Origin of the sequence: Blautia sp. Marseille-P2398, from assembly GCF_964240315.1 — a bacterium.
Lineage (GTDB): Bacteria > Bacillota > Clostridia > Lachnospirales > Lachnospiraceae > Blautia_A > Blautia_A wexlerae.
In genome coordinates this window covers 51400-78142 of record NZ_CAXSTD010000007.1, presented here as the reverse complement: position 1 = coordinate 78142, position 26743 = coordinate 51400, and the positions used below count along the sequence as shown (strand labels likewise).

The following is a 26743-nucleotide window of genomic DNA, read 5'->3' as shown; positions in this document are numbered from 1 at the left end:
ATTTTTTTGTCCCAGAGAAGAAATGCCATGGCAGCTCCACCGCTTTCCATGGCATTTCCCAGTTATTTATTTCTGTTTCTGACTGTTTCTTATTCCTTTATATCCTCCGCAGGCTCTGCCGGAATGAATACGCGGGATTTCTTTTCTTCGTGTTTATGAAGTGCTGCTTTCTCAGTTGCCTCAATACAGAATTCCATCTGAGAGTTAATCTGGGCTTTGCCTCGTTTATCCGGCTTCACATAAGTTCCATCCGGCTGCAGGATATGAGCTTTTACATTATCCTTAAACTCCAGATCAAGTACATGCTCCAGCTCTTTCTTAATCTTCTCATCTTCCACAGGGAAAACAATCTCTACCCTGCGGTCAAGGTTACGCGGCATCCAATCCGCACTTCCCATATAGATTTCCGGGTTTCCGCCGTTTTCAAAATAGAAAATACGACTATGCTCCAGAAATTCCCCTACAATAGAACGGACATGAATATTCTCACTGATTCCCGGTACTCCTACTTTCAGACAGCAGATACCCCTTACCAGAAGCTCCACCTGAACTCCACAGGAAGATGCATAATACAATCCAGCAATAATCTTCGGATCACAGAGAGAATTCATCTTTGCGCGGATTAACGCCGGGAGTCCTTTCTTCGCATTCTCTGCCTCACGTTCAATCAGGCTTAAGAACCTGTCCTTCATCCAGATTGGTGCTACGATCAGCTTATTCCAGCTTTTCGGTTCAGAATATCCGGAGAGCATGTTAAATACTGCTGTTGCATCTTCACCAAAACGTTCATCGCAGGTAAAGATACCGCAGTCTGTATAGAGTTTTGCAGTGGAATCATTGTAGTTTCCGGTTGCCAGATGCACATAACGGCGGATTCCTGTCTCTTCCCTGCGCACAACCAGTGTGATCTTGCTGTGTGTCTTAAGGCCTACCAGACCATAAATTACATGACATCCTGCCTTCTCCAGCTTCTTCGCCCATACAATATTATTTTCTTCATCAAAACGTGCTTTCAGCTCTACCAGCACGGAAACCTGTTTGCCGTTTTCTGCTGCCTGAGCAAGGGCAGCAATGATCGGTGAATTGCCGCTGACACGATACAGAGTCTGTTTAATAGCCAGAACATCCGGATCTTTTGCTGCCTGACGTACGAAATTTACAACAGGATCGAAGCTCATATAAGGATGATGCAGGAATACATCGCCCTCACGTATCACCTGGAAAATATCCTTCTCATTCTGAAATTCCGGTACAGGTGCCGGCTGATATCTCGGTGTCTTGTAAGCATCAAAGCCATCCGCACCATATACTTTCATAAGCATGGTAAGATCCAGAGGTCCGTTTATCTCAAAAATATCTGCCTCTTTGATATCAAATTCCGTTTTCAGAATCTTCAGCAGGCGTTCATCCATCTTATCCTCTACTTCCAGACGGATAACCTCACCCCACTGACGTTTCTTTAACTGGCGCTGGATCTCCACCAGCAGATCCTCTGCCTCATCTTCATCAATGGTAAGATCCGCATTACGCATAATACGGTAAGGATGGGCACATATCACATCATAACTCAGGAAAAGTTTGTCAATATTTCTTTCAATAATCTCTTCCAGCAGGATCACTGTGGTATCTCCATCCTTCTTTGACGGAATCTGCACCACCCTTGGAAGCACAGACGGAACCTGCACTGTAGCAAACAGAAGTTCTCCTGTTTTATCCTTTTTGCTGAGTTTATCACTCTTCTCCTTCTTGGAGATCAGAGCACCGATATTTAATGTCTTGTTTCTGATCAGCGGAAACGGTCTGGAAGAATCCATCGCCATCGGTGTAAGTACCGGATATACATTATCCTCAAAGTATCTGTCTACAAATACACTCTGTGCTTCTGTAAGATTCTCATGGGCTGCCACCAGGTGCATTCCGGCTTTCTCAAGCGCAGGGATCAGAGAACGGTTCAGTGTATTATACTGTACATGAACCAGTTCATGGGTACGGACACTGATTTCTTTTAACTGCTCCTTGGCTGTCATTCCTGCAATGTCTGTTTTATGATATCCTGCATGTACCTGATCCTTAAGAGACGCCACACGCACCATAAAGAATTCATCCAGATTGGATGCGGTAATGCTTAAGAACTTCAGTCTGTCAAACAAAGGAAGATTTTTATCTCTTGCTTCACTCAGAACACGCTCATCAAATTTGAGCCAGCTCAGCTCGCGATTCACGAAATATTCTTTCTTTTCAAATTTTTCAAAGTCCATAAGTTCATCCTCCTTTACGCTCTGCCCTTGCGTCTGAGAACCAGACGAATGCCAAATACTTCTTCAAAAAATGCCTCTTTATCTTTCAGCAGTCCCAGTTCCAGGGAAATGTCCTGTGCAGAATCCACGATCATCTGCAGTTCTCTGTCTTTGAGCACTGTTTTGATTCCTTTTACTTTCTGATAATGACTTCTGTCCATGGCATTCGCCAGACGAAGGATTGCAGTCATCTTTGCCACCTTGATATAGCTCTCTCTGTCAATAGCGATTCCCATACTGTAAAGTTCATCATAATAAACAAACGCAGAATTATTGAATCTGACCGCACATGCGATTATCTGGCGTTCCAGAAAGGACAGCCCAATGATATCTGTAGACATAATGATCTGATAGGAACACTCGGAAACCTTTTCCATACTGATATATTTGCCACAGTCATGAAGTAGTGCCGCGATCTGCAATAACAGACGTTCTCTTGCTCCCATACCATGAACTTTCTTCATACTGTCAAAGATATTCAGGCAAAGATTCATAGTTCCCTGAATATGGCTCTTACTGCTGGAATAGCGTTTCGCAATGTTCTTTGATGTAACCAGAATATCATTCTCAAAATTGTGGACACTTTTGAGAAATTTTTTCTTCTCCGCAAAATCATAGGCAATTCCATCCAGCAGGGAAACACCTGGTGCCCAGAGAGACTCTGCATTAAAAATATCAATAAAATTTCTGCACACTACCATAGTCGGTACAACAAGGGATGCATATTCCGGATCAATCTCCATCTCCTGTGCCAATAAGTCAACAGATTTTCCAACTGTATCCTCATAGCGTTTCATAAACTCTTCCCTTGTAATGATCCTGTCTTCCATTTCCTCCTGGAAGATCATATCTGTAATAAAATCTCCCATCAGGATCACATTCCTGATATCCTTATCCTTCAGATACAGACGCTGAAAGCTCATCAGGTCATTTCGGATAAATTCCTCAACCAGCTTGTCATAATGAATGGTTGTTTTCTCCAGTTCCTGCAGACGCTGGCGGATTCTTAAACTTCCCATTTTAAGTCCCTGGGTAGTGACCAGAGCATCCTTGTCAAAAAGGGAAACCTGAAGGCTTCCGCCACCCACATCCAGGATTGCGGTGCCTTTCTGGATCATCTTTTTGAATCCCTTTTCTATAGCAGCAATTGATTTGTACCCAAGGAAATGCTGTTCTGCACTGCTTAATATTTCAATTTTCATTCCTGTACGCTGATAGATCTGTTCAATGATCAGCAGCGGATTCACAAGTTCTCTGAATGCACTGGTGCCGCAGGCACGATACTCTTCCACCCCAAAGTCCTGCATCAGCCTCTTAAAGTCGTTCAGCACCTCACATAAAACATTCAGCATTTCTGAATCGATCTTTCCGTCAGAATAGACACCCTTTCCGATTTCCAGACTGTATCTGACATCATTCAGTTCACGAAAACCAATTCTTTTTGACATCTCAAAGATCTTCATGCTGACTTCATAAGATCCGATGTCAATGGCTGCAAATGTCATGACTGCCATATGCGTTCCCCCTTTACCATTCATCTATTTGCTTTTTTATTCCTTCTCCACACCCAGCAGATGGTCGATAAACTGCTGTGCAGTTCGTCCTGTAAGTCCTCCATGGGAAAGCTCCCACTTATTTGCTTCCAGAAGCAGTTCGTCCTCCGGCATGGTAATTCCGTTTCTCTCTGCGAGAGCTTTCACAATTGTCTGGAATTCTTTTTTGCTCGGTGCACCATAATAAATACGGACACCAAAACGATAAACCAGTGAAAGCTTCTCCTGCACTGTATCGGAGGAATGCAGATCGTCATCATCCATGATCTCCAGCTTGTCACTGGATTTCTCTCTTACCAGATGTCTTCTGTTACTTGTTGCATAGATCAGGATATTGTCCGGCTTCTTCTCCAGACCACCCTCGATCACTGCCTTCAGATATTTATATTCGATTTCAAATTCCTCGAATGACAGATCATCCATATAGATAATGAATTTATAGTTTCTGTTCTTGATCTGGGCGATCACATCATTCAGATCCTGAAACTGATGCTTATACACCTCGATAATACGAAGTCCCTCATCATAATAACGGTTCAGGATTCCCTTGATACTTGAGGATTTACCTGTACCCGCATCACCAAAAAGCAGACAGTTGTTTGCCTTTCTGCCTCTTACGAAAGCTTCTGTATTCTCGATCAGTTTCTGCTTCGGGATTTCATATCCGACCAGGTCTTCCAGTTTCACATGAGCGATCCTTGTGATCGGCTGGATCTCCACATTATCATTCTCATCATGGCCTACACGAAAAGCCTTATGTAATCCCAGCTTACCCACACCAAAATCCTTATAAAACTGTACCATATCCTTCATGAATTCCTCTGTGGACTCCGCTGCTGCCAGCGTTTTGCTCAGATCACAGATACGGTCTCTGATACGGGAATTAAACATCTTGCTGTTACTTCCGGTGTTGGTATAATCACCGAGAACCTTACAGCAGGAAATTCCAAATGCCTCATCCAGTACAGTCAGGTCAAAATCATACAGTTCTTTAAACACACCGAAATCATTCAGTGCCAGTTCATTAATACTTCCGTTGACAGCCCCTCTGATCTCACAGGCTGTACTGAATGCATTTTCATTATTTACCAGAAGAAATGTCAGATAACAGTGCCATAAATTTCCGGAAAAGCCATAAGCGCCGGCAGTTTCCACCAGTCCGTTGGCACACTCAAAGAACAGCCCTTCCTTTTCTTTCAGATCAGGTGCTTTCTTTTCCCAGGCATTCATCAGTTCTGCCATTTTATCAAGGATTTCTCCATGTTCAAAGTTACGGTATAAGATGCATTCATTTAATCTAGCCATTTTTATTACTTCCTTCTTACCTTGTTGTTTTATCTTATTGTTCTGCTGTGAGTGGTATAATTATTTCGAAAACGATGTACCAGAGTGTGTTTGAAAAATGCTTTACACAAAATATGCCGCAAAGTGGGACGTGCAGATTGTGGAAATGATTTTTCAAACACGCTCTGGCATTATGGAAATGATTTTTAATAATTTCCCAAAATTCTCATTCTGTCAGCTTCTGCCTCAATTCCTCTCAGGGCATTCTTCACTGCACTGTCCTTTAAATTTCCCTCGAAATCAACAAAAAAACGGTACTGCCAGTTCTTCCCTGTGATCGGGCGGGATTCTATCTTCGTCATATTCAGTCCATTATAAATAATGTGAGACAGCATATTGTAAAGAGTTCCGCTCTCATGATGCAGTTCAAAGAAAATACTGATCTTATGTGCATCCTTCACATAGATCGGTTTCTTACTCACGATCACAAAACGTGTGGCATTCTGTCCGTTATAGCAGATATTCTCAGCCAGGATCTTCAGTCCGTAAAGCTCTCCTGCCTGTCTGCTGGCAATAGCTGCCTGCGTCTTGTCATTGTCTTCTTTTATCTTCTTGGCAGAACCGGCAGTATTTTCCATCTCTTTCTTCTTCCAGTCCGGATGAGATTCCAGATATTTTCCACACTGGGAAAGTGCCTGAGGATGAGAACATACCTGTCTGATATCCTCCAGTTCAGCATCCGGCAGTCCCAGAAGTACATGCTCCGGACGGATGATCTGTTCTCCTACAATGCTAAGCTCATACTCTGTAAGAAGATCATAAATATCAGCAACAATACCGGCAGTTGTATTCTCAATGGGAAGTACCGCATAGTCTGCTCTTCCCTCCACAACTGCTTCCATTGCATCACGCCAGGTTTTTACATGAAAGCTCTCAATATCGTCCTGGAAATATTCCCTCATTGCAGCATAACTGTATGCACCTTCCACACCCTGAAAGACAACTCTTACATCTTTCAACGGAAGTGCATCTACCATTTCCAGTTTCTCATCATCCTCGATTCCATGCTCTGTGAGAAGCTGATACTGTCTCTTACGGCTGATCGCCATGATCTGCTGAAAAAGCTCCTGCGCACCAAGCTGATTAAATTCTCCATGTGCCTTACCTCTCAGGACCTCCAGCTTCTGTCTCTCTCTTTCCGGATCCAGAACCTTCTTTCCTGTACGTATCTTATATTCTGCAACATCCTCACACACCTTCATTCTCTGTTCAAAAAGACGTATGATATCGCTGTCGATCTTATCTATTTCATTTCTGCATTCCTGTAAATCTATCATTTATGTTATACCTTTTTACTTTCACAAATTCTCTACAATGTCAGTCATCTCTCCGATAAAGGAAAGAGAGCCAAAGGCAATGATCACATCCTGTTCCCCGGCAAGTGAAAAAGCCTCCTCCACTGCATCTTTAATCGTATCCATTGCCTGTACATTGGGATTGTATTCACTGACAGTCTTCGCCAGCTCTCCGGCAGGCAGCGCCCTTATACTATCCGGAGTCTGGATCGTAAGTATCCGGTCTGCAAAGTGCACAGTTTTCTGAATCACACTTCTGTAATCCTTATCTGCAAACACTCCCATAATATAGATGATCCGTTTTCCCTTAAAATAATGCTCTATTGAAGCTGCCATCATATCCGCAGCAGCAGGATTATGAGCCCCGTCTACCACAAACAGCGGTTTTTTACAGATAACTGTAAACCGTCCGTTCCAGTTTACTGTGCGAAGCCCTTCTTTTTTCTGCTCCGCAGCGGTGGAAAAGCCCAGCTCATCCAATACTTTTAAAGCATTCAGTGCAACTACTGCATTTTCCTTCTGATAAACACCTGCCAGCGGAATCTCATACTCTTCACCCCTGTACCGGATTGTCTGTCCAAGGCAGCTTTCCTTTAGCACCTCTGCCTCAGAAGCATCTGCTATGGTACATTTTGCACCATGTTCTCTGCTGATCCTCTCGATCACCTGCATTGCTTCCGGCTTCTGTCTGGCAGTCACCACTCTGCAGCCGTCTTTGATGATCCCGGCTTTCTTCTCTGCAATCTGTGCCAGAGTATTTCCAAGAAAAGACATATGATCCATACTGATCGATACCAGCACTGCCAGCAGCGTATTCTTAATAATATTTGTAGCGTCCAGATTTCCGCCCATTCCCACTTCCAGCAAAACGAGATCACAATTCTCTTTTTTAAAGAACAGAAATGCCACCGCAGTCTCTATTTCAAATGCAGTGGGATGGGGATAACCATCCTTTGTCATAGCAGCAATAACATCAGACACCTGTGTAATATAAGCAGCAAAGTCCTCTCTGCTGATCCTGCTTCCCGAAACTTCCATCCTGCCTCTGTAAGAATACAGGGTAGGCGAAACATATCTTCCAATGTGATATCCTGCACCTGATAAAACAGAATACAAAAAAGCAATGACAGAACCCTTGCCATTGGTACCGGCTATATGCACATATTTCAGATCATCCTGTGGATTTCCAAGACGTTTCATCAGCTCACGCATATGATCCAGTCCCAGGACACTGGGAATTTCCCGGGTGATTTTGTCTATGTACTCCCGGCTTTCCTGATAATTCATAATAAACTCCTCTTATTTCCATGAGATCCCCTCCACACGTTCCTTTTGCGCATAAGGCACCTCATTGCTATAGTGTAATAACGTGTTCTCATTATATCCTACGTGTATGTTTTTTTCAAGGCAGGCAATACTAGAATCATAGAAATTTATACAGGAGCGTTACCTATGAAAAAAGCTTTCATTCTCTGCGGTCTGACGGGCTGGTGCATGGAAATCCTCTGGACCGGACTGCATTCCATCCTTTCAGGAGAACTTACCATGACAGGAAAAACTTCCCTTTTAATGTTTCCCATTTACGGATGCGGTGCCATCATCCGCCCGCTCTCCGGTAAACTTTCTGCTGTCCCGCTTTTTGTCCGCGGCTGCATTTATACTGTCGGATTTTTCTTCGTGGAATTTATCAGCGGTGCTCTTTTGCGCTGTTTTCATATGTGTCCCTGGGACTACAGCAACACTCCTCTGAATTACCGGGGACTGATAAGACCGGACTACGCTCCCCTCTGGTTCGGAGCCGGACTTTTTTTTGAGAAAATACTTGGAAAACTCTCTTGAAAAAAGCACCTGATTATTATATGATGTTATGAAGGATTAAATAAAAATTCCTGAACCAGTAAAATATGGAGGTATGAAATGAGACACTTAATGAGTCCGCTGGATCTGTCTGTTGATGAGTTAAATACTCTTCTTGACCTGGCCAGCGATATTGAGAAACACCCTGATAAATACGCACATGTCTGCGATGATAAAAGACTGGCAACTTTATTCTATGAGCCAAGCACCCGTACCCGTCTCAGCTTTGAAGCTGCTATGATGAACCTTGGCGGTAAAGTTCTTGGTTTTTCATCAGCTGATTCCAGTTCCGCTTCAAAGGGTGAAAGTGTTGCCGATACAATCCGCGTTGTATCCTGTTACGCTGACATCTGTGCTATGCGCCACCCGAAAGAAGGTGCTCCGTTAGTAGCTTCTATGGCTTCTTCTATTCCTGTTATCAACGCCGGCGACGGTGGTCATCAACATCCTACCCAGACATTAACCGACTTACTTACCATCCGTTCCCTGAAAGGACGTCTGGACAATCTGACCATTGGTCTGTGCGGCGACCTGAAATTCGGACGTACAGTTCACTCCCTGATCGAAGCACTTGTACGCTACACAAATGTAAAATTCATTCTGATCTCACCGGAAGAGCTTCGCATCCCAAGCTATATCCGCGAGGATGTTCTGAAAAAGAACAATATCGAATTTCAGGAAGTAGAGAGACTGGAAGATGCCTTACCAGATCTTGATATCCTCTACATGACACGTGTACAGAAAGAACGTTTCTTCAACGAAGAAGACTATGTCCGCATGAAGGATTTCTACATTCTGGACAAACAGAAAATGGAACTTGCAAAAAAAGACATGTACATTCTTCATCCGCTTCCACGTGTAAATGAAATCTCAACAGAGGTGGATGCAGACCCGAGAGCAGCTTATTTCAAACAGGCACAGTACGGTGTATATGTACGTATGGCCCTGATTCTCACATTACTGGAGGTAAAATTACCATGTTAAATGTTGGAGCACTTCGCGAAGGTTATGTATTAGACCATATCAAAGCAGGCAAGGCCATGACTATCTATCATGATCTGAAGCTTGATAAACTTGACTGCACCGTTGCCATCATCAAGAACGCGCGCAGCAACAAAATGGGTAAGAAAGATATCATCAAGGTTGAATGCCCGGTTGAGAATCTCGATCTTGACATTCTCGGCTTTATCGATCATAACATTACTGTAAACGTAATCAAGGACGAGAAGATCGTTGCCAAAAAAGAACTGAAACTTCCGAATCAGGTTGTCAACGTGATCAAATGCAAGAATCCACGCTGCATCACTTCCATTGAACAGGGACTCGACCAGATCTTTGTTCTTGCAGATAAAGAGAAAGAAGTTTACAGATGTAAATACTGCGAAGAGAAATACACAGGTAAACGCAATAAATAATAAAACAAATATCAAAAAAACAGAACGGAAGAAATCCGTTCTGTTTTTTTGTACGCAATCAGACCGATAAGCCGGGTTATGTCATTGGGTAATCATCTGTCTAGGCCTTACGTTGCCATAAGGCTCAAGCGACCCACCTGAAAGCACGACGGGCAGCCGTATCGCTTTCTATTCGGTCTTGCTTCAAATGGAGTTTACATGTGCCCGGCCTGTTACCAGGACGGCGGTAGTCTCTTACACTGCCTTTCCACCCTTACCTCAGCAAGTGAGGCGGTTTATTTCTGTTGCACTGGTCTGGGAGTCACCTCCACCGGACGTTATCCGGCATCCTGCCCTGCGAAGCCCGGACTTTCCTCGTCTGAACCCTTTCGTCTGTTCAGCCGCGATTACCTGGCCTGGTTGCGCAAATGCTATTCTAGCACGTTTTTTTTCACTTGTAAAGAAATTTCATTCATTACTGTTCACTCCGTTCTCAGTAACGTTGCCAAAATTCATTTCAAATTGCCTGCGGCAATGGAATTTATAGCAATCCTCGTAAATAATGCATTTAAGACAGTTCGGCAGAGTGCGAAAGACAAGAAAGATATCTGCAGGCGTGCTGACGCACGGCAAAGATATCTGACGCAGAATTTCACACTCTGATGGGCTGGATTAAGATGCATTATTTTAGAGGATTGCTATAGGCTTGTATGTCTCGGGATTTTGGCATATTCATGCCAAAACACCTCGCGGGATAGTGGCGTGTGAACAGTAACTTTCATTCTAGTACATCGTTTTCGAAATAACTATACCACTCACTTGTCTGCGAATCCGATTGCACAGGTCTAAAAGCCTCAGCGTAGCCCGCTACGCCTGCGTTTTTATACCAGCACACTCGAATCCGCATCCTACGCGATTGGTATAGTTATTTACGAAACGCTGTACTAGTATTTTACACATTAAAGCAGCTTCCGCCGATAAATTCTCTTAAAATCGAATTATTCGGCACTGCCTCGCTTGGCACCGGAACAAAATATTCAAAGAACTTCAGCAGCCTCTTCGCCTCTGTATACTCCGGTTCGTTCTTGGCAATCCCAAACAAAAGCGGTTCCGCATATACTTTCAGACATGCCAGTTCATAGATCAGCGCAGAATTAAACATTACATCTGCATCCTCCTGGAACGGAAAGATATTCTGTTCTTCACCTCTGCGCACAGACGGCCATCTTGCAATTGTCTCTTTCGCGGAAGTCCCTCTGGTGCGGGCATCTCTTACAATTCTGCGGATCAGACGGCCATCCGTAGTAGGAATTCTGTTGTGTTCATCAATATTCAGCTGAGTCAGAGCGCTGAGATAAATCTTAAATTTGCTCTCCTTTGGCAGCGCATAGCTGAGCCTGTCATTCAATCCATGAATTCCCTCGATCACCAGAATATCGTCTTTATCCAGCTGCAGAAAATCACCTTTATATTCTCTGGTTCCTGTTTTGAAATTGAAAACCGGCATCTCTACCCTTTTTCCTTCCAAAAGCTCAAGCATATCTTTATTAAACTGCTCCACATCAATCGCTTCCAGACACTCAAAATTCTTTTCCCCAAACTCATCTACAGGAGTCAGGTGCCTGTCAATGAAATAATTATCCACTGCGATCGGATGCGGTTTCATTCCATGGGCAGCCAGCTGAATGGACAGCCTGTGTGAAAACGTAGTCTTTCCGGAAGAAGACGGACCTGCGATCATAACAAACTTCTTGTTTCCGGCTGCGGCAATCTCAGATGCGATTTCCGAAATCTTTGCCTCCTGCATAGCTTCCTGGATCAGCAAAATATCCTGGATACCGCCTCTGGTAACCTTTTCATTCAGATCACCAACTGTCGCAATATCCAGTTTATCTCCCCATTCCTGAGATTCCTTCTGCACACGAAAAATCTTCTCCCTCGGTTTAAATTCAGGTATCCGGTCCGGTTCATTCTGAGTCGGAAGCTGCAGTACGAAACCACCCTCATACAAAAACAGATCAAACGTCTTAATATATCCCGTATGGTTCGCCATAAAACCGTAGAAATAATCCTCAAAACTTCCAATACTGTAAAGATTCACCGCAGAGCTTCTGCGGTAATTAAACAGCTTCTCTTTGTCATACATATGATGCTTATGAAAAAGTGCAACTGCCTCACTAGTGCTTACGCTTCGCTTTACAATGGGAAGATTCTCGTCCACGATCCTGTGCATCTGCGCCTTTACCTTATCAATAAATTCCTGATCCAGCGCCATAGGTCCTTTCATTGTAAAATAATAGCCGCTGCCTACAGAATAATGGATCACTACACTGTCTATATTTTCCTGCCCTGCCACATCATAAATTGCTTTCAGAAGAATCAGACTTGCACTTCTGCAATAAGTTTTGTGTCCGATCGGATCTTTGGATGTCACAAATTCAATCTCACAGTCTGCCTTGAGATGCTTATGCAGTTCTCTCAGCCTGCCATTTACGATCACCAGCATTACAGGTGCATCCGTACTTCCTTCGTATTCCTTTACAATCTCACTGTAAGGAATCTTCTCAGGATATTGTTTTGTTATTCCCTGTATCGTAACGTTATACATTTTCTGTCCCATAAATCCTGCCTCCATTTCTGCTATACCGACAAGTAAATACAGTTATCAGCTCCGCTGCCAACAGGCAGATCAGCCAATTTTCATTTATAATTTCATTATTATATGGTAAGAACCCGTATCACAGAATCGTGTACGGGCTCTTTACCTCTGCACAGGAGATTTTCAGTTCCGGAAATGCCTGTGTCAGTTCTTTTTTCATTGCATCCATAAAAATATATTCTGTTCCGTAGTGTCCGGCGTCGATCAGCGCCAGTCCCTGCGCAACCGTATCAATTCCTGTATGGTGGTCGATATCACCGGTCACATACACATCCGCACCGGCCTTAATGACATCCTTGATCATGCTCTTGCCTGATCCTGTACATACAGCAGCACATTTTACCATGCTGTCCAGATTCCCATAAACCTTTACATCATTTAACTTCAGAGACTCTTTGACAAGCTGTGCATACTCTCTCAGTGTCATTTCCCGTGGAAGTTTCCCAACTCTGCCAAAGCCCTGTACTTCCCCATCTCTCTCTTCAGTTATGGAAAGGACTGTGGTATCATGCATCTTCGTATAGTCTGCACTCAGATCCGCCATACCCAGCACATCATAATTGGTATGCATCGCATAATAAACAATTCCTTTCTGTATCAGCGTAAGGATCTTTCTTCCTGTAAAGCTATGATTATTGATCTTCTTAATTCCGGAAAAGATCATGGGATGATGGGTAATGATCATATCTGCCCCATCCTCTATGGCCTCAGCCAGTGTTTCCTCTGTCAGATCCAGAGCCAGAAACACATGGCTGATCTCATTTGTATCATCTCCTGCGAGAAGTCCTACGTTATCCCAGTCCTCTGCTGCATCTGACGGGTACTTCTTCTCCAGCCAGGAGGTCAGTTCATATGCCTTCATATTCCTCTAAAGCAGCAATAACTGCCTGCTTTTCCTCCTCTATCTCGCCCGCACGCTTCTCTGCATTGGGCGCATTCTTTAATCTGTCAAGAATCTCATTGCGGATGCGAAGCTCTCTTTCCAGATACTCCCGCAGAACAGGATGCTTTCTTTCCAGAAGCATTCCTCCAAACCACTCATCTAAAGTATAAGGAGTATCTTCTGAAATATGCATCTTTTCTCCATGAATTACCTTCATCATAGGATAAAACTTGCCATCCTCCAGAACCATCTCCTCCTCTGTGATCTGCCAGCCGATTTTTCTGACAAATCTGCGAAAATGGGGGATATCTGACTGAGGCTGCAGGATCATTTCCCGAAAGCTCTCCCTGACCTCTGCCCCGTCAGTAAGAATCCTCTCCATGAGAGGGCCGCCCATTCCTGCGATCACAAGAGTGTCGCCCTCTCCCGGTTTCAAAGCCTCAAGTCCGTCTGAAAGCCGGGTTTCTATGTATGCGTCCAGTCCATACTGAGAAATATGTTCCTGCGCTCTGGACAACGGGCCTTTTCTTACATCCATGGCAATCGCACCCGGAATCTTTCCATCCAGATAAAGCGAAACCGGCAGGTATCCATGATCGCATCCCACATCCACAAGTCTGTTTCCCCTGGTCACCAGGCCTGCTATTGCAGACAAACGTAATGAAAGCTGCATAACAGGCTCCTTAGTCCAGATAATCCTTCAGTTTACGGCTGCGGCTCGGATGACGAAGCTTGCGGAGCGCCTTTGCCTCAATCTGACGGATACGTTCTCTTGTTACATTAAATTCCTTACCAACTTCCTCCAGAGTTCTGGCACGTCCATCGTCCAGGCCAAAACGCAGGCGCAATACTTTCTGCTCTCTGTCTGTCAATGTGCTCAGAACCTCTACCAGCTGCTCTTTCAGCAAAGTAAATGCTGCTGCATCTGCAGGTACAGGTACATTGTCATCCTGGATAAAGTCTCCAAGGTGGCTGTCCTCTTCCTCACCGATAGGTGTCTCCAGAGATACAGGCTCCTGGGAGATCTTAAGGATCTCACGTACACGCTCTACAGACATATCCATCTCTTTTGCAATTTCTTCCGGCGTAGGTTCACGTCCAAGCTCCTGCAGTAACTGACGGGAAACGCGGATCAGTTTGTTAATAGTCTCAACCATATGCACCGGAATACGGATGGTACGTGCCTGGTCTGCGATTGCTCTGGTGATCGCCTGACGGATCCACCATGTAGCATAGGTACTGAATTTATAACCCTTGCGGTAATCAAATTTCTCAACCGCTTTGATCAGACCTAAGTTACCTTCCTGGATCAGGTCGAGGAAAAGCATTCCACGTCCCACATATCTCTTTGCAATGCTGACAACAAGACGAAGGTTTGCTTCTGCCAGACGTTTCTTGGCAGCCTCATCCCCATTCTCCATTCTCTTTGCAAGTTCGATTTCCTCTTCTGCTGAAAGAAGCGGAACCTTACCAATTTCCTTCAGATACATACGTACCGGATCCTCGATGCTTACACCTTCAGGAACAGAAAGATCGATCTTGTCAAGTTCAATCTCTTCTTCATCCAGCTTATCAATGTCTGCATCGTCATCATCCAGGATCATATCATCTGCATTACTGTCTGTAATCCTAAGCACATCCACTCCACTGGCTTCCAGAAAGTCAAATACTTTCTCCATCTGTTCAACTCCCAGTGGCTGATCCTTAAAGAAGTCATTGATTTCCTGGTATTCCAGTACATTCTTTTTCTTCTTGGCAAGCTCCAGAAGTTCTACCAGTTTTTCACTGAATTTACCCATATTCATTTCCATATGTGCTCTATACCTCCATATAGTGTTTATATTTTATCCTTATTCAAAAGAAATATGCAGCTGCTGCCGCTTTCTTCCAAGCTCTTCCAGTTCTTTCTTTGCTTTTACAAGTTCCTGCAGTCCCTGTATATCTGTGGGATCCCAGGTTCTGTTTCTCTCTTTCAGACTCTCATCCTTAATCCTGATCACAGCATCCGAGAAAGCCCGGTTCTGTTCCTCCGGAGTCTCCAGATGGATCGTTGCATTAAAAAGGGATGAAACCTCTCTCTGCTCTTCACTGTCAATGAAAGCATTCATCAGCCTTGCAGGATTCACATCGCCATCCCTGTGTTGCTGGTAAAGCATCTCTGCCACCTGCCTGTACAGAGGAACCACGAAATCTGAAGGCTGGATATATTTTTCCACTGTGTCAAATATGCCCGGATAAGTTACCAGCCAGGTAAGCATCAGCTTCTGTGCTTTCTCTGCTGCACTCTCCTTCTTCTTTTGCTGACCTGCTCCCACAGGTTTAGGCTGAATCCTCTGCTCTGCCGGAGTTCCCTTCATTGCAAGAGCTCCGACTCTCTTTTTCAGATTCTCCACACTGATCCCACTGTTTCTGTAATCCTTTACGATTGCTTCTATGTAAAGATTTCTCTCCAGTTCATCGGAAAGTTCCAGAAGCATCTGTGCACACCGCTCAAAGAAACGGTTCTGTCCCTGGGGCTCCTCCATTGGAAATTCCCGCTCTGCCATATGTACGCGGAACATAAAGCTGTCCATAGCCTGCTCCAGACGTTTCTCAAACTCTTCCGCTCCAAGTGCCTTGATAAATTCATCCGGATCTTTATGCGGCTTAAGATTTACCACCCTCGAAGAAACACCTGCTTCCCTCAGGATCGGAATGGCACGAAGTGCAGCCCTCACGCCTGCATCATCACTGTCATACAGAAGCAATACCTCCTGAGTGTAACGCTTCAGCAGACTTGCATGTCCGGAAGTAAGTGCCGTTCCCAGCGATGCCACCGCATTGGTAAACCCTGCCTGATGCATGGATATCACATCCATATATCCTTCACACAGGATCAGATAATTTTTTCTCGTGGTTCTTGCAACATTCAGCCCGTACAGATTCCGGCTTTTATCAAAGATCGTAGTCTCCGGCGAGTTCAGGTACTTCGGCTTTCCGTCACCCATCACTCTGCCTCCAAATCCGATCACGCGGTTATTCACATCCATGATCGGGAAAATAACTCTGTTCCAGAACTTATCATACATTCCCCTGCGTTCATCCACATTGAACAGGCCGGAATCCCGCAGCAGTTCGTCACTGTAATTCTTTGACTTCAGATATTTGTACAAATCGTCACTGTACTTATCCGAATATCCCAGGCCAAACTTCCTGATCGTCTCCTCACTGAGTCCTCTGCCTGTCAGATATTCATGTGCCTGTCTGCCACTCTCTCGACGCAGCTGATAATAGAAATATCCTGCTGCAAGCTTATTGATCTCCAGAAGGGCAGCCCGACGTTCTGCTTTCTTCTTTGCTTCTCCGGAATATTCAATCTTCGGAAGCTGCACCCCTGCCCTGTCTGCCAGATGCTTCAGTGCCTCCCCAAAGGTATAATTCTCATATTCCATCACAAAATTAAATACATTCCCGCCTGCTCCGCATCCGAAGCAGTAATACATCTGCTTCGCCGGTGTTACCGAAAAAGAGGGAGTTTTCTCATTATGAAACGGACAAAGTCCAAAATAGGTACTTCCTCTTTTGTTCAGCTTCACATACTGGGATACAACATCTACAATATCATTCTTCATCCTGACTTCTTCAATGATATCGTCTGAATAACGCATGCTTCGTCCTCCTTCTTGATCGATTAATAGACTTCCCATGCTTTTGGTATGTAAATCTCCCGGAATTTCCTTATAGAATACTGGTCTGTCATTCCTGAGAGATAGTCACATACTGCCTGTTCCTTCTTCTCTCCACGCACGATCAGCTCCCTGTATTCTGTTGACATTGCTTCCGGGTGTTCGACATAATATTCATATAACTCCGTCAGCATCTTCACTACCTTTTCCTCTTCCTTATGGGCTGCCGGATTCTCATATACATTCTGAAACATGAGAGCCCGCAGATCCATCATTGCCTCGTAGATCTCTGCTGACATCTTTATGGTATCCTGCTCAAGACTGTTCTCTATCACATCATGAACAAATGTATTGAGCCGCTCTCTGGTTGTATAACCGAGCAGCATCCGAAGCGTGATCGGAATATCATCCTCAGAAATAATCCCCGCCCGCTGTGCATCATCCATATCATGATGAATATAGGCGATCTTGTCCGAAAGTCTTACTACCTGTCCTTCGAGAGTAGACGGATTCCCACTGGTTCTGTGATTCAGGATACCATCCCGGACCTCCCATGTGAGATTCAACCCTTCGCCGTTCTTCTCCAGTACCTGTGCAACCCTGACGCTCTGTTTATAGTGGGCAAAGCCATCCGGATTCACTGCATCAAGAGCCCTCTCACCTGCATGTCCAAAGGGAGTATGTCCCAAGTCATGTCCAAGTGCGATCGCTTCTACAAGATCTTCATTCAGTCTCAGTGCCTTCGCTATTGTTCTGGCAATCTGTGATACCTCAAGAGTATGTGTCAGTCTGGTCCTGTAATGGTCACCCTGGGGCGCCACAAAAACCTGTGTCTTATCCTTCATCCTGCGAAAAGCTTTACTATGAAGGATCCTGTCTCTGTCTCTCTGATAGACAGTCCGTACATCGCATTCTTCCTCCTGCCGCTCTCTGCCTCTGGAACAAAGACTCAAAGCAGCATAAGGACTGAGCATCTTTTGTTCACGCTGTTCCATGCTTTCTCTGATATTCATAAGCGATACCTCCACAAGCTGACAAAATACCTCTTATTAATTATATTCTACATAAAATTTCAAATTCCTCTTTTTTTCAAAAAAAAATTGAAATTTTTTTATATTTTTTTCAAAAAGGTGTTGACATTAGCTTTTACATTTGATATAGTATCACTTGTCGCGAGGGAGAGCAAAAGAATCCCAGAGAAATGCGATATGCGGAAGTGTCGGAACTGGCAGACGAGCAAGACTAAGGATCTTGTGAGCATTGCGCTCGTGTGGGTTCAAGTCCCATCTTCCGCATTTAAAGAATGAGGAACTGTGAGAAGTCATGGTGCCTTATTTTTTTATTCTTTTTTCTACAATAATTCTTTTCTCAGGTAACCATTTTCCGGTCCCCTGCATAATTTATCAGGAAAACATTATCTACAGGAGCTTGTATGGCTTTTTATCATATGCAGATGCAGCAGGAAAATATAGATACAGGACAATATCAGGTTACCGTATCAGACCGGCTGAACAATCGTCCCATAGAAAACGCACGCGTCAGAATCTCCTACACAGGAGCACCCGACAGTACCATTGAAGAAGTGGCAACAGATTCCTCCGGACGCACTCCTGTTATCGAACTTAAGGCTCCACCTCTGGAATACAGTATGGAACCGGTTGAACAACAGCCCTACTCAGAATATACCATTCAGATCGAAGCAGAAGGATTTGAACCAAAAGAAATCGCAGGAAGCCAGGTATTAGCAGATACTTTATCCAGACAGCCAACAACGCTGAATGTCATGGAATCCGGCGAAACTTTCCAGAGAATTGTAATTCCTCCGCATACGTTGTTCTATGAATATCCTCCCAAAATCGAAGAAGCCGAGATAAAACCAATAAACGAAAACGGCGAAATCGTATTAAGCAAGGTCGTTGTCCCTGAATATATAGTGGTACACGATGGGCCTGTCAACGATTCCGCTGCAGGCAATTATTATGTACGCTACAAAGATTACATCAAAAATGTAGCCAGCAGCGAAATCTATGCCACCTGGCCCGACGACACCATCCGGGCAAATATTCTGGCTATCATGTCTTTTACTCTGAACAGAGTTTATACGGAATGGTACCGGAACCATCAGTAATTCGGGGTAGCGTGAAGAAATCATTCAGATTAATTTTGAAGCGGATATTCACACTGTCCTTTGTGATATCAATTCTTTCGATCAGTTTATTTACAAGCACTCTTTTCGTAGTAGTATCTGCATTCCAGAATACATCCTGCCATGTGGGGATTTTACTTCGGATATTTTCCCAGTCATCCATAGAAACTTTCATTGCATCAAGTTCTGCTTTCCTTTCTTCCACAATTCTTTTATGCTTCTGTTCCAGTTCCTTATGTTTTCTGATGATTCCCGCCAGTTCCTCCAGACTCAGAGGATAGTCTCCTGTCATGGCATTTGGAATGTTGTTCTCCATAACAGATATTTTCTGCTGAATATTTTCCAGTTCACTCTGTTCCTTATCCAGTTCGGACTGCTTAACTGCTTTCTGCCGGCTCTGGTTCTCTTCAATCTGGGTGAAAACATCCTCATTTTCCTGAAGCTTTCCGATATATTCTGCAAGTGCCTCAAACACCACAGGCTCAATCTGGTCTGCACGATACTGCTTCGTTTTCTCATGGGGAATCCCATTCCATGCATTCGGGCATTTGTAAATGGCAATTTTACTTGTACGCCTTTCTCCTGTATCCTTAATTGTCCAGTAATTATATTTACTGCCATTCGTCATTTTACGTCCACAATAACCACAATGCAGGACATCAATCAACGCCAGCATACCACTGTTTCTTCTTATTACTGTGACATTCTGGTTTTCCAGAGACTTAATGTATTTGTCTGCTCTCTGCTTTCTGGTGTCCTGTACCTGATTCCACATATTTTCATCTATAATGGCAATCTCAGTATCAGGTTTCTCTGCAAATATCCAGTCCTTACTGTCCAGTCTGTGATATCTGCCATCTACTCTTTCTCTCCGCTTATACGCAGTATATCCTGCATAGACCGGATTTGTAAGAATACTAACAATCGTACCACTTTTCCAGATATCTCTGGGTGCTCTGTCCTTATAAATCTCATGTTCATTCAGAATCTTACTGATCTTAGTTGCTCCAAATTCTTTATGTAAAGAAAGTTCATAGATATATTTTACCACTTCCGCCTGCTCCGGTACAACCACTAAATGATGCAAAGCACGGCCATGTTTGCTGACTTCTCCTGAAAGTTCCAGTTTATATCCGTATGGAGCCTTTCCACCCATGAACTTCCCTTTCTGCACCAGCTTCTGTGCAGTATCCTTTACGCGCATCCCTGTGTCAGAGCTGCTTTTCTGAGCATTTCCATACCTCAGCGCCAGCATCATCTGTCCCATGATATCATCAGATTCCGGGGAAATGCAGCCATCTTTAACTGTATAAATATCCACGCCAAAGCTTTTCAGACTCATGACATATGCACCGATTTCCCACATACGCCTGCCGATACGGTCATCCTTGTATACAACCAGGATGTCATATTCTTTCGCTTTTGCGTCCTGCAGCGCTTCCTGCAGAATATTTCTGTCTACCACTGCATTCTTGTAACCACTGTTACTGCCCTCGAAATATTCCTTTTCATCCAACTGCCAGTCGGGCTGGTTGGATATGTAGTCTTTTACAAGCTGTCTCTGTACACTTAAATCTCCGTCTGCTTCCAACTGTTGGTTGGAGCTTACGCGGAGAAGCATTCTGACTCTCTTCATTGAATTTGTCCTCCTAAAAAATACAAGGGCAGGATACTTCCTGCCCTATTGGTTTTAACTAATACAAATCTTTTGGGATTTTTCCTTCAATTCTCCTGAAATAATTGCCTTTACTTCCTGTTTAATCATCTGATCTCTTGCTGATTTTGGTGGAAATTCAAAGCAAATCTGCATACCAGATCGTTTGATTTTGACAGTATCGTATTTCTTATCCGGCATTTTACCTCCTGCAAGAATCGTCTTTTCTACATGATTATTCACTGATGGCATGGCATATGTAATTTTGTTCACTTCTATTACCTCCCGTGATATTTTCTATATTTTAATATCTTTTTTCTTACATAATTTTATCTAAATTTTCATGATTTTGATAATATAGCATCGTCAACATCCTGATCATCCACTTCTATATCACCCTTAATCAAAGCATATCCTGTTTTTAAGTTACGTAACATCTTGTAATATTTGGTTATTGCAGTATAATCAATTATATTGGCAAGTTTCTTCTCATCACCATCATTTGGCTTAAAATAAATTTTTACAGAAGCCTGATTTAAACAATCAAGTTCTTTTTTGCCAAATTGTGACAAAAACTGCGTAGCCATCAAAAGTGAAACTCCATATTTTCGTGATTCTGTTAACATTTGAAAAAACACTGAATTTTTTCCAAGAGACAAACTCTGAATTTCATCTATGCTGATTACAAGACTATTTTTCACTGCTTTACTCTTTCGGAGTTTTTTCCAGATTATATTTAAAATAATCTCTATTGCTACACATTGTATCTTCGAATCATACCCTGAAAAGTCGATCACATTCACCTTACCGGGTTGTATTGTTTCTGCTTTTCTTCTAAAAATGTTGCTACTTAGCAGAGGGTATAATCTACTATATACGCTACTTGCTTCCGGCTCTTTTGCTTCTAATAGCAAATCACTCATTGCATCCAGTTCTGTATCATATGCGTCAGCAAAGTCAGGATCATCTACCATATAGCCAATTATTTTTTGCAAGCAAAACAACTGATGTGGACCAAAATTTTGGCCCAGAGTCAATATTTCAACAGCATGTCCAACCTTTCTTTTTTTTGCTATACTATCTATTTCCCGAATTTCTGAAAGAAAGTTCCATTCAAAACCATTTTCAAGCACATTAATTTTATGAGTCAATTCATTAAAGAAATCATAATGATTCCCGTCCTTATCAAAGGCAATCACAGTCTTACCTTCCTTTACAGCATCATACTCTATACCAGCCATTCTATAAGATTTGCCACTACCAGTTTTACCCGTAATGAGTATATGGCCGTTCATGCATTCCTTTGATAATATAATATCTTCTCCTCGCAAGCTCTTTCCCAACACCATTTTTACTCCTCCTCTTGAACCATAAACATTTCTAAACAAGCTCTGTCAAGGTTAATCATCCTTTTTCTTACTGCGATCGGATTATTCGGCGATTCTTTCAGAGTCAACTTCTTGGTGAAATCCGCCTTCTCCGATTTTAATGCACCACTTTTAGCAAGTGCACTTTTTACTCTCCTTTCAGATATTACTGACACTATTGGGCGAATTATTTCTTTTAGGCATCTCGTCGTTACCCAAAAATCTGTTGGCGTACAAATGATTATTTCATTATTTTCTAATTCTTCCCATGTAACATCTTTTCGTTGTTTCTGTTGTATATTTGACTTCTCAATGAGTTCGGCAAAAACTTCTGTTATGTCCTCCGAATCAAAAGTAGCCAGATAATAAAGTTCTGTTTTTTCTTCAAAACTTCTTTTCATATACTTCATCGCTTCATAATATTCATCTTCATTTTTCAAGAGAAAATATAACAAATCTGATGCTATAATCTGTTGATGTCTCCAAAAGCTTTCCATTTTCCAAGGATTTACTTTTTGTGCTTCTTCTTTGGTTTTATTCCCAACCCAATGTTCTGCAATACTTTTATCACGTATCGTAAGAAGAGTTCCTATATACATATTATCTTGAAGCAATGTACAGTCAGCATCTGATATATTCAAAACAGGAACTCTAGAATCAACGAGAAACTCTCCCAGACTGGAAACGTTATCAACCAGCAACACTGGAAAAAAATCTGCTTCAAACAGAAATTTCTCCAATTCCAAAGTTTTTATATCTGGATTGTACAACAATATACCGATACCATCATTTGGAACATACACTTTAGAATTTTTCCGCAGTCGTATCACATTAGGAAACGTATTTCCAAGATAATCCAGAAAAACATTTGCCATTCGCCTATTTTCTACTGTTAAAATTATTCCTGCTGTTTTACAATGTTCTTTCAACTCAAATGGCACTCTGTACAGTGCCTGAAAAAATATAAGAGCCACAGGTGTAGACAGCCAATCCAAAAGAAGCTGAACATCATTTACAATAGAAGCTTCATATTCTGGATATATAACAATCTCACCTTTCACGAGACCTCGCCACGTTTCTTCTGCTTTCTGAGTATATGTAAGAGACATTTCTTTGTTGTAATACCATCCCGTTGAATACGGAATTTCTACCTCTGTTGCTCGTGTCAGCAGATTTGAAATCAATAGTGCCACTTCCTCAGCACGCTTTTTCTTGCCATTTGCCTTAATCTCAACTCCATTCTCTTTCAAACAGCGAACCATATGTTCTGGTGTATTCAAATTTTCATTTGTAATATAGATTTCCGTATGCCCCTTTTCTGTACAATAACTAAACCTCCAGATAGTATGTTTTTCTTGCGTCAATAAATCTGTTGAAGAAATCTTACGCAACATTGGATATGTCAGATTAATAAATTCATGTACCATCTCCTCATCATATGCATTTCGATTCTTAATCAACGGAACCCCTGCTGGAGATATTTCCACAACTTTGTACTCACCTTCACGCTTACTTCTGAGCCGTTCACGATTTCTTCTGCGGCATTCGTCAGCAGCTACATCTACCGCCTTTTTTTGTGCTACTTCATTTACACGAATCATCGATTCTACCTGACTTTTATGCCAAACATCTTCTCGATCAACGCTCTGCCTTTGCTGATACATCTTTGGAATCTGTTCTGTCTCATTATTCATTTGCATGCCCGATGTAGAATTCTGTTCATTCGTTATAACTCGCATTGGCTCATATGCCTCTGTTTTATGCTTTTCTGCTGTTGGCAAATTCAATCTGTAAGTTTCTTCATTCATTACTTTCTCATTCACAATTTTTATCTCCATATTTGCACCTCTCCAGTTTTCTGATATAATTCTAAAGAATGTTCCCGGTAACTTCTTTTACACTCATTATATCTTTTACAAACGCATGACACACTCCCAGTTTTAGCTACTCTATTTCTGGGATTGACTATTTTGAGAGGATTACAAATATGAAATCTAATAATGAAATACCAAAAGAATACACTCGTTCAGATCTTACAATTCTACTTACAGAAAAATTAACTAAAAATGAATTTCATATAAGCAAAAACACATTTGATGCAATGTTAAAAAAGGTCAAAACACTGGTTATCAATAACGCATTTGACTACAATCTTTATTATATTGATACTTTTTATAAGGAATGTCCCTATTTTCAAGGTAATAATAATCTTAGATGTGCTATTGGCGCATTTATAAATCCTTTTTATGCTACCGATTACTCCAAATATAAAAAGCAAACTAATTTTCCCTACAAAATACCAAGAAATACCTGTGTTCTTTTTCTGGCGAACATATACGCTATCTGCAACAAAAATTTTATGCCAAGCAATAAAGGATCATTCAAAACAATTCGAGACTATGTGGATTATATAGATACATTTATCGATAATTTTCCTTATCAAGAAATTACATATTTCGATCAAAGTATATATAAAACAGTAGAAGAAATCAGCTCTCTTAAAATTTTTTTAAAAAATATCTTTCACAAAGAACTCGGTGCTGATGTTTATGTAGCATATGAAAATTTCCGTACAGAAATAGACCTATGCCTTAGTCAAACAAATGCTGAATATTTCTATTTCATGCCTTCTTGTAACCTGGCTACCCTTCATACTACTTTTCATTATATAGATAACGTATTTGGTTGTTGGGAACGTGTATTATTCGGCAATGTTCACGATAAATCTTTTTATGAAAAAGCACTTTCTTTCTTAAATATAATCTACAATCATTTAAACATTATGAAACGCGAGACTCAATCTGATTGTAATATACTATTTGATCACCTTGTTCCTGTTTCTCTATGCGATTTAATAGATTTAAACTCAAAGAACCTGAATAACATCATCAATAGAAAATCTTCTCAATTTGAATCAATAGATTCCATAGCAGAATATTTTGAAAATAACTTTAATCAGTTAATAGACTTTTATTCAACTCATGATAATTATTTTTTCTTTTCTCATCACCAAGAGGCTTTTATTCACATTCTAAAACACTGTCGTGATACTTTACGATTATATTTAAAGAGAAAAACAGCCAACACCCAAAGCATCAATATTCAAACTGAACTACGATGCTTTCTTGAAAACATAAATCAACAACCCATGATTGAAGAAACTCAATCGCCACGTAAGCACATAAATATCCCTCTCTCATTAAAAAAATCTGGAACATTTATGCCGTTCCTAGAAAGGTATTTCAGCAAGGAAAATATTTATGCATCAATAGAGAATCTCCCTGTTCCTTCATTAAATTTAATTTACCCTTCCAGCTTCAACACAGCATCTGAAATCATCAATTTATCTGTTCCGATAAGCTTAATGGAATGGAATCAGTTAACTCCTGAAGATCAAAAAAAATTTTTATATGAGTTATGTACTTTTTCCAAATCATTAATCAAAAAATATTTATCATCATCTGACGATATTAATACATCTGATTGACCAGTTTGTTTCTTTATCTCAAAACCTCTACCTTCTGGAACACCAACAAATTCTCTGTTTAAATGTTCCAGAAGGTTCTTTTTTATTTTTGAGATATGTCCGCAAATAGACTAACATTTCGAGACATTCTTCTCATACTTCTGTACTTGTCGATAGAAAGTACTTCGTTTCATTTTCAAAACTTTCATTGCTGTTTTTGCTGTTATATCACCCCTTTTCCATCTTTCATACACTTCTGGGAACTTTTCGGGCAATATAAATACCGGTCTTCCCAAATGTTTTCCCTTTTTCTTAGCGGCTTCAATACCTTCTCTCTGTCTTTTCCGAATCGTTAATCTCTCTTGCTCCGCTATGCTTGCAAGTACTTCAATTAAAATATTCTGAATCATCTCCAGAATCCATACCTGCCCTTCAGGAACTTCTATCAAAGATGTGGGGAGATCTAAAATCTTTAACCTGACTCTTTTTCTTTTGAACCATTCCAATTCTCTTTTTATATCTTCCTTATTTCTGGAAAGTCGATCAATAGAAGTGATATACAGAACATCCCCCTCTCTGAGTCCAAATACACCTTTAAGTGCCTGATATCCCTCTCGGTCAGTATTCTTTCCGCTGACTTTATCAACCACAATATTCTCTGGTTTTACATAGTCCTTTAAAGCCACTATCTGTCTGTCCAAGTTCTGCTCTGTGCTACTTACCCGTGCATATCCAAAGATATTTACATTCCTTTTCTCATTCTGCATAACTCCACTCTTTCCATTTCTGAATATTCCATAGAACTTTTCTCTAAAAATTCCCATTCATCATCTGCAATAAAACCCTCTTGCCATTCCATACAGTCAATCGGCAATACACCCCTTGTAATAAATGTCCCATAAAAATTAACAAGAATACCTTTTTTATACCTACATGGAATACCATCACTGTCTCCATCAGCTAATTCCCAGAACTGTAACCATTTCGGCACAGTTTTTCTATCAATCCGAACATCTGAAAAATATCCAGTTACTCCTCTGATCACCATTGGCATCCAACGTTCATTTTTAGCATTACATCTCACTTCATTTTCCTCATTCATTCCGAAAAAATAATATTTCTCAACTACCACAAGACAGCTATAGCCTTGTGGTAGTCGAAGT

21 protein-coding genes, 1 tRNA gene, 1 other RNA gene and 2 pseudogenes are annotated in these 26743 nt (G+C 41.8%); 7 read left to right on the top strand and 18 right to left on the bottom strand.

Translation table 11 applies throughout. From position 1 onward, the window contains the following. Positions 1-89: 89 nt before the first annotated feature. Genes ACESZG_RS09595 through ACESZG_RS09585 form a run of 3 tightly spaced genes read right to left on the bottom strand, consistent with a single transcriptional unit; the run spans position 90 to position 5155 of the window. Complete coding sequence (locus ACESZG_RS09595) at positions 90-2258, bottom strand: RNA degradosome polyphosphate kinase (RefSeq protein WP_144137107.1); 2169 nt, start codon at positions 2256-2258, stop codon at positions 90-92. Positions 2259-2272: 14 nt separating this feature from the next. Beyond that, positions 2273-3811, bottom strand: coding sequence for an HD domain-containing protein (locus ACESZG_RS09590; RefSeq protein ID WP_144137106.1), 1539 nt, complete (start codon positions 3809-3811; stop codon positions 2273-2275). 36 nt (positions 3812-3847) lie between these two features. Further along, positions 3848-5155, bottom strand: a complete 1308-nt coding sequence (locus tag ACESZG_RS09585; RefSeq protein ID WP_144137105.1) for an ATP-binding protein — start codon at positions 5153-5155, stop codon at positions 3848-3850. Between the two features lie 97 nt (positions 5156-5252). Here ACESZG_RS09585 and ACESZG_RS09580 point away from each other — a divergent pair. Next, positions 5253-5321 (top strand): annotated as a pseudogene (locus ACESZG_RS09580) (DUF6783 domain-containing protein); the annotation flags it as partial. 19 nt (positions 5322-5340) lie between these two features. Here ACESZG_RS09580 and pheA read toward each other — a convergent pair. Then, positions 5341-6471, bottom strand: coding sequence for a prephenate dehydratase (gene pheA, locus ACESZG_RS09575; protein WP_008707620.1), 1131 nt, complete (start codon positions 6469-6471; stop codon positions 5341-5343). 21 nt (positions 6472-6492) lie between these two features. Then, positions 6493-7776, bottom strand: coding sequence for a folylpolyglutamate synthase/dihydrofolate synthase family protein (locus tag ACESZG_RS09570; RefSeq protein ID WP_373218044.1), 1284 nt, complete (start codon positions 7774-7776; stop codon positions 6493-6495). Between the two features lie 165 nt (positions 7777-7941). Between ACESZG_RS09570 and ACESZG_RS09565 the strand changes: the two genes are divergently transcribed. From ACESZG_RS09565 to ACESZG_RS09555, 3 genes are all read left to right on the top strand, one after another. Continuing rightward, positions 7942-8328, top strand: a complete 387-nt coding sequence (locus tag ACESZG_RS09565; RefSeq protein ID WP_008707623.1) for a hypothetical protein — start codon at positions 7942-7944, stop codon at positions 8326-8328. A 78-nt stretch (positions 8329-8406) separates the two neighbouring features. Beyond that, the gene (pyrB, locus tag ACESZG_RS09560; RefSeq protein ID WP_020993668.1) at positions 8407-9330 is read left to right on the top strand and encodes an aspartate carbamoyltransferase; all 924 of its coding nucleotides are present in this window, start codon (positions 8407-8409) and stop codon (positions 9328-9330) included. Continuing rightward, entirely contained in the window at positions 9324-9761 is a 438-nt protein-coding gene (locus tag ACESZG_RS09555; protein WP_008707627.1) for an aspartate carbamoyltransferase regulatory subunit, read from the top strand. Before pyrB ends, ACESZG_RS09555 begins: the two co-directional genes overlap by 7 nt. A gap of 51 nt (positions 9762-9812) precedes the next feature. Here the strand turns inward: ACESZG_RS09555 and rnpB are convergent. The 7 genes from rnpB to ACESZG_RS09520 form a co-directional block, all read right to left on the bottom strand. Further along, an RNA gene (rnpB, locus tag ACESZG_RS09550) (RNase P RNA component class A) lies at positions 9813-10163 on the bottom strand. A 529-nt stretch (positions 10164-10692) separates the two neighbouring features. Next, entirely contained in the window at positions 10693-12360 is a 1668-nt protein-coding gene (locus tag ACESZG_RS09545) for a nucleoside kinase (protein WP_173679514.1), read from the bottom strand. 118 nt (positions 12361-12478) lie between these two features. Continuing rightward, positions 12479-13261, bottom strand: coding sequence for a Nif3-like dinuclear metal center hexameric protein (locus ACESZG_RS09540; protein ID WP_118521232.1), 783 nt, complete (start codon positions 13259-13261; stop codon positions 12479-12481). Next, positions 13248-13955, bottom strand: a complete 708-nt coding sequence (locus ACESZG_RS09535; RefSeq protein ID WP_008707630.1) for a class I SAM-dependent methyltransferase — start codon at positions 13953-13955, stop codon at positions 13248-13250. Before ACESZG_RS09535 ends, ACESZG_RS09540 begins: the two co-directional genes overlap by 14 nt. Positions 13956-13965: 10 nt before the next feature. Continuing rightward, positions 13966-15093, bottom strand: a complete 1128-nt coding sequence (rpoD, locus tag ACESZG_RS09530; protein WP_008707631.1) for an RNA polymerase sigma factor RpoD — start codon at positions 15091-15093, stop codon at positions 13966-13968. 39 nt (positions 15094-15132) lie between these two features. Further along, positions 15133-16929, bottom strand: coding sequence for a DNA primase (dnaG, locus tag ACESZG_RS09525; protein ID WP_178687882.1), 1797 nt, complete (start codon positions 16927-16929; stop codon positions 15133-15135). Between the two features lie 23 nt (positions 16930-16952). Then, a complete protein-coding gene (locus ACESZG_RS09520; RefSeq protein WP_161233966.1) occupies positions 16953-17960 on the bottom strand; it encodes a deoxyguanosinetriphosphate triphosphohydrolase in 1008 nt (335 codons plus the stop codon). Positions 17961-18157: 197 nt separating this feature from the next. Between ACESZG_RS09520 and ACESZG_RS09515 the strand changes: the two genes are divergently transcribed. Both ACESZG_RS09515 and ACESZG_RS09510 read left to right on the top strand, forming a co-directional pair. After that, positions 18158-18242 (top strand) — tRNA-Leu (locus ACESZG_RS09515). Between the two features lie 137 nt (positions 18243-18379). Further along, a pseudogene (locus tag ACESZG_RS09510) lies at positions 18380-19066 on the top strand (carboxypeptidase-like regulatory domain-containing protein); the annotation flags it as partial. Here the strand turns inward: ACESZG_RS09510 and ACESZG_RS09505 are convergent. The 4 genes from ACESZG_RS09505 to ACESZG_RS09490 form a co-directional block, all read right to left on the bottom strand. After that, positions 19029-20729 (bottom strand): recombinase family protein, encoded by a 1701-nt coding sequence (locus ACESZG_RS09505; RefSeq protein ID WP_368210586.1) that lies wholly within the window; start codon positions 20727-20729, stop codon positions 19029-19031. The pseudogene ACESZG_RS09510 and the gene ACESZG_RS09505 overlap by 38 nt on opposite strands. Positions 20730-20783: 54 nt before the next feature. Continuing rightward, complete coding sequence (locus tag ACESZG_RS09500) at positions 20784-21020, bottom strand: hypothetical protein (RefSeq protein ID WP_368210589.1); 237 nt, start codon at positions 21018-21020, stop codon at positions 20784-20786. 68 nt (positions 21021-21088) lie between these two features. After that, positions 21089-22096, bottom strand: a complete 1008-nt coding sequence (locus tag ACESZG_RS09495; RefSeq protein WP_368210591.1) for an ATP-binding protein — start codon at positions 22094-22096, stop codon at positions 21089-21091. A gap of 2 nt (positions 22097-22098) precedes the next feature. Continuing rightward, positions 22099-23952, bottom strand: coding sequence for a hypothetical protein (locus ACESZG_RS09490; protein ID WP_368210594.1), 1854 nt, complete (start codon positions 23950-23952; stop codon positions 22099-22101). A gap of 149 nt (positions 23953-24101) precedes the next feature. Here ACESZG_RS09490 and ACESZG_RS09485 point away from each other — a divergent pair, with 149 nt between their 5' ends. Next, positions 24102-25601, top strand: coding sequence for a hypothetical protein (locus tag ACESZG_RS09485; protein WP_368210596.1), 1500 nt, complete (start codon positions 24102-24104; stop codon positions 25599-25601). A 110-nt stretch (positions 25602-25711) separates the two neighbouring features. Here the strand turns inward: ACESZG_RS09485 and ACESZG_RS09480 are convergent, their stop codons facing one another. Both ACESZG_RS09480 and ACESZG_RS09475 read right to left on the bottom strand, forming a co-directional pair. Further along, positions 25712-26347 (bottom strand): recombinase family protein, encoded by a 636-nt coding sequence (locus ACESZG_RS09480; RefSeq protein ID WP_373218040.1) that lies wholly within the window; start codon positions 26345-26347, stop codon positions 25712-25714. Then, positions 26323-26664, bottom strand: coding sequence for an LPD28 domain-containing protein (locus ACESZG_RS09475; protein ID WP_373218038.1), 342 nt, complete (start codon positions 26662-26664; stop codon positions 26323-26325). The genes ACESZG_RS09480 and ACESZG_RS09475 overlap by 25 nt, the downstream gene beginning before the upstream one ends. Positions 26665-26743 lie beyond the last annotated feature (79 nt).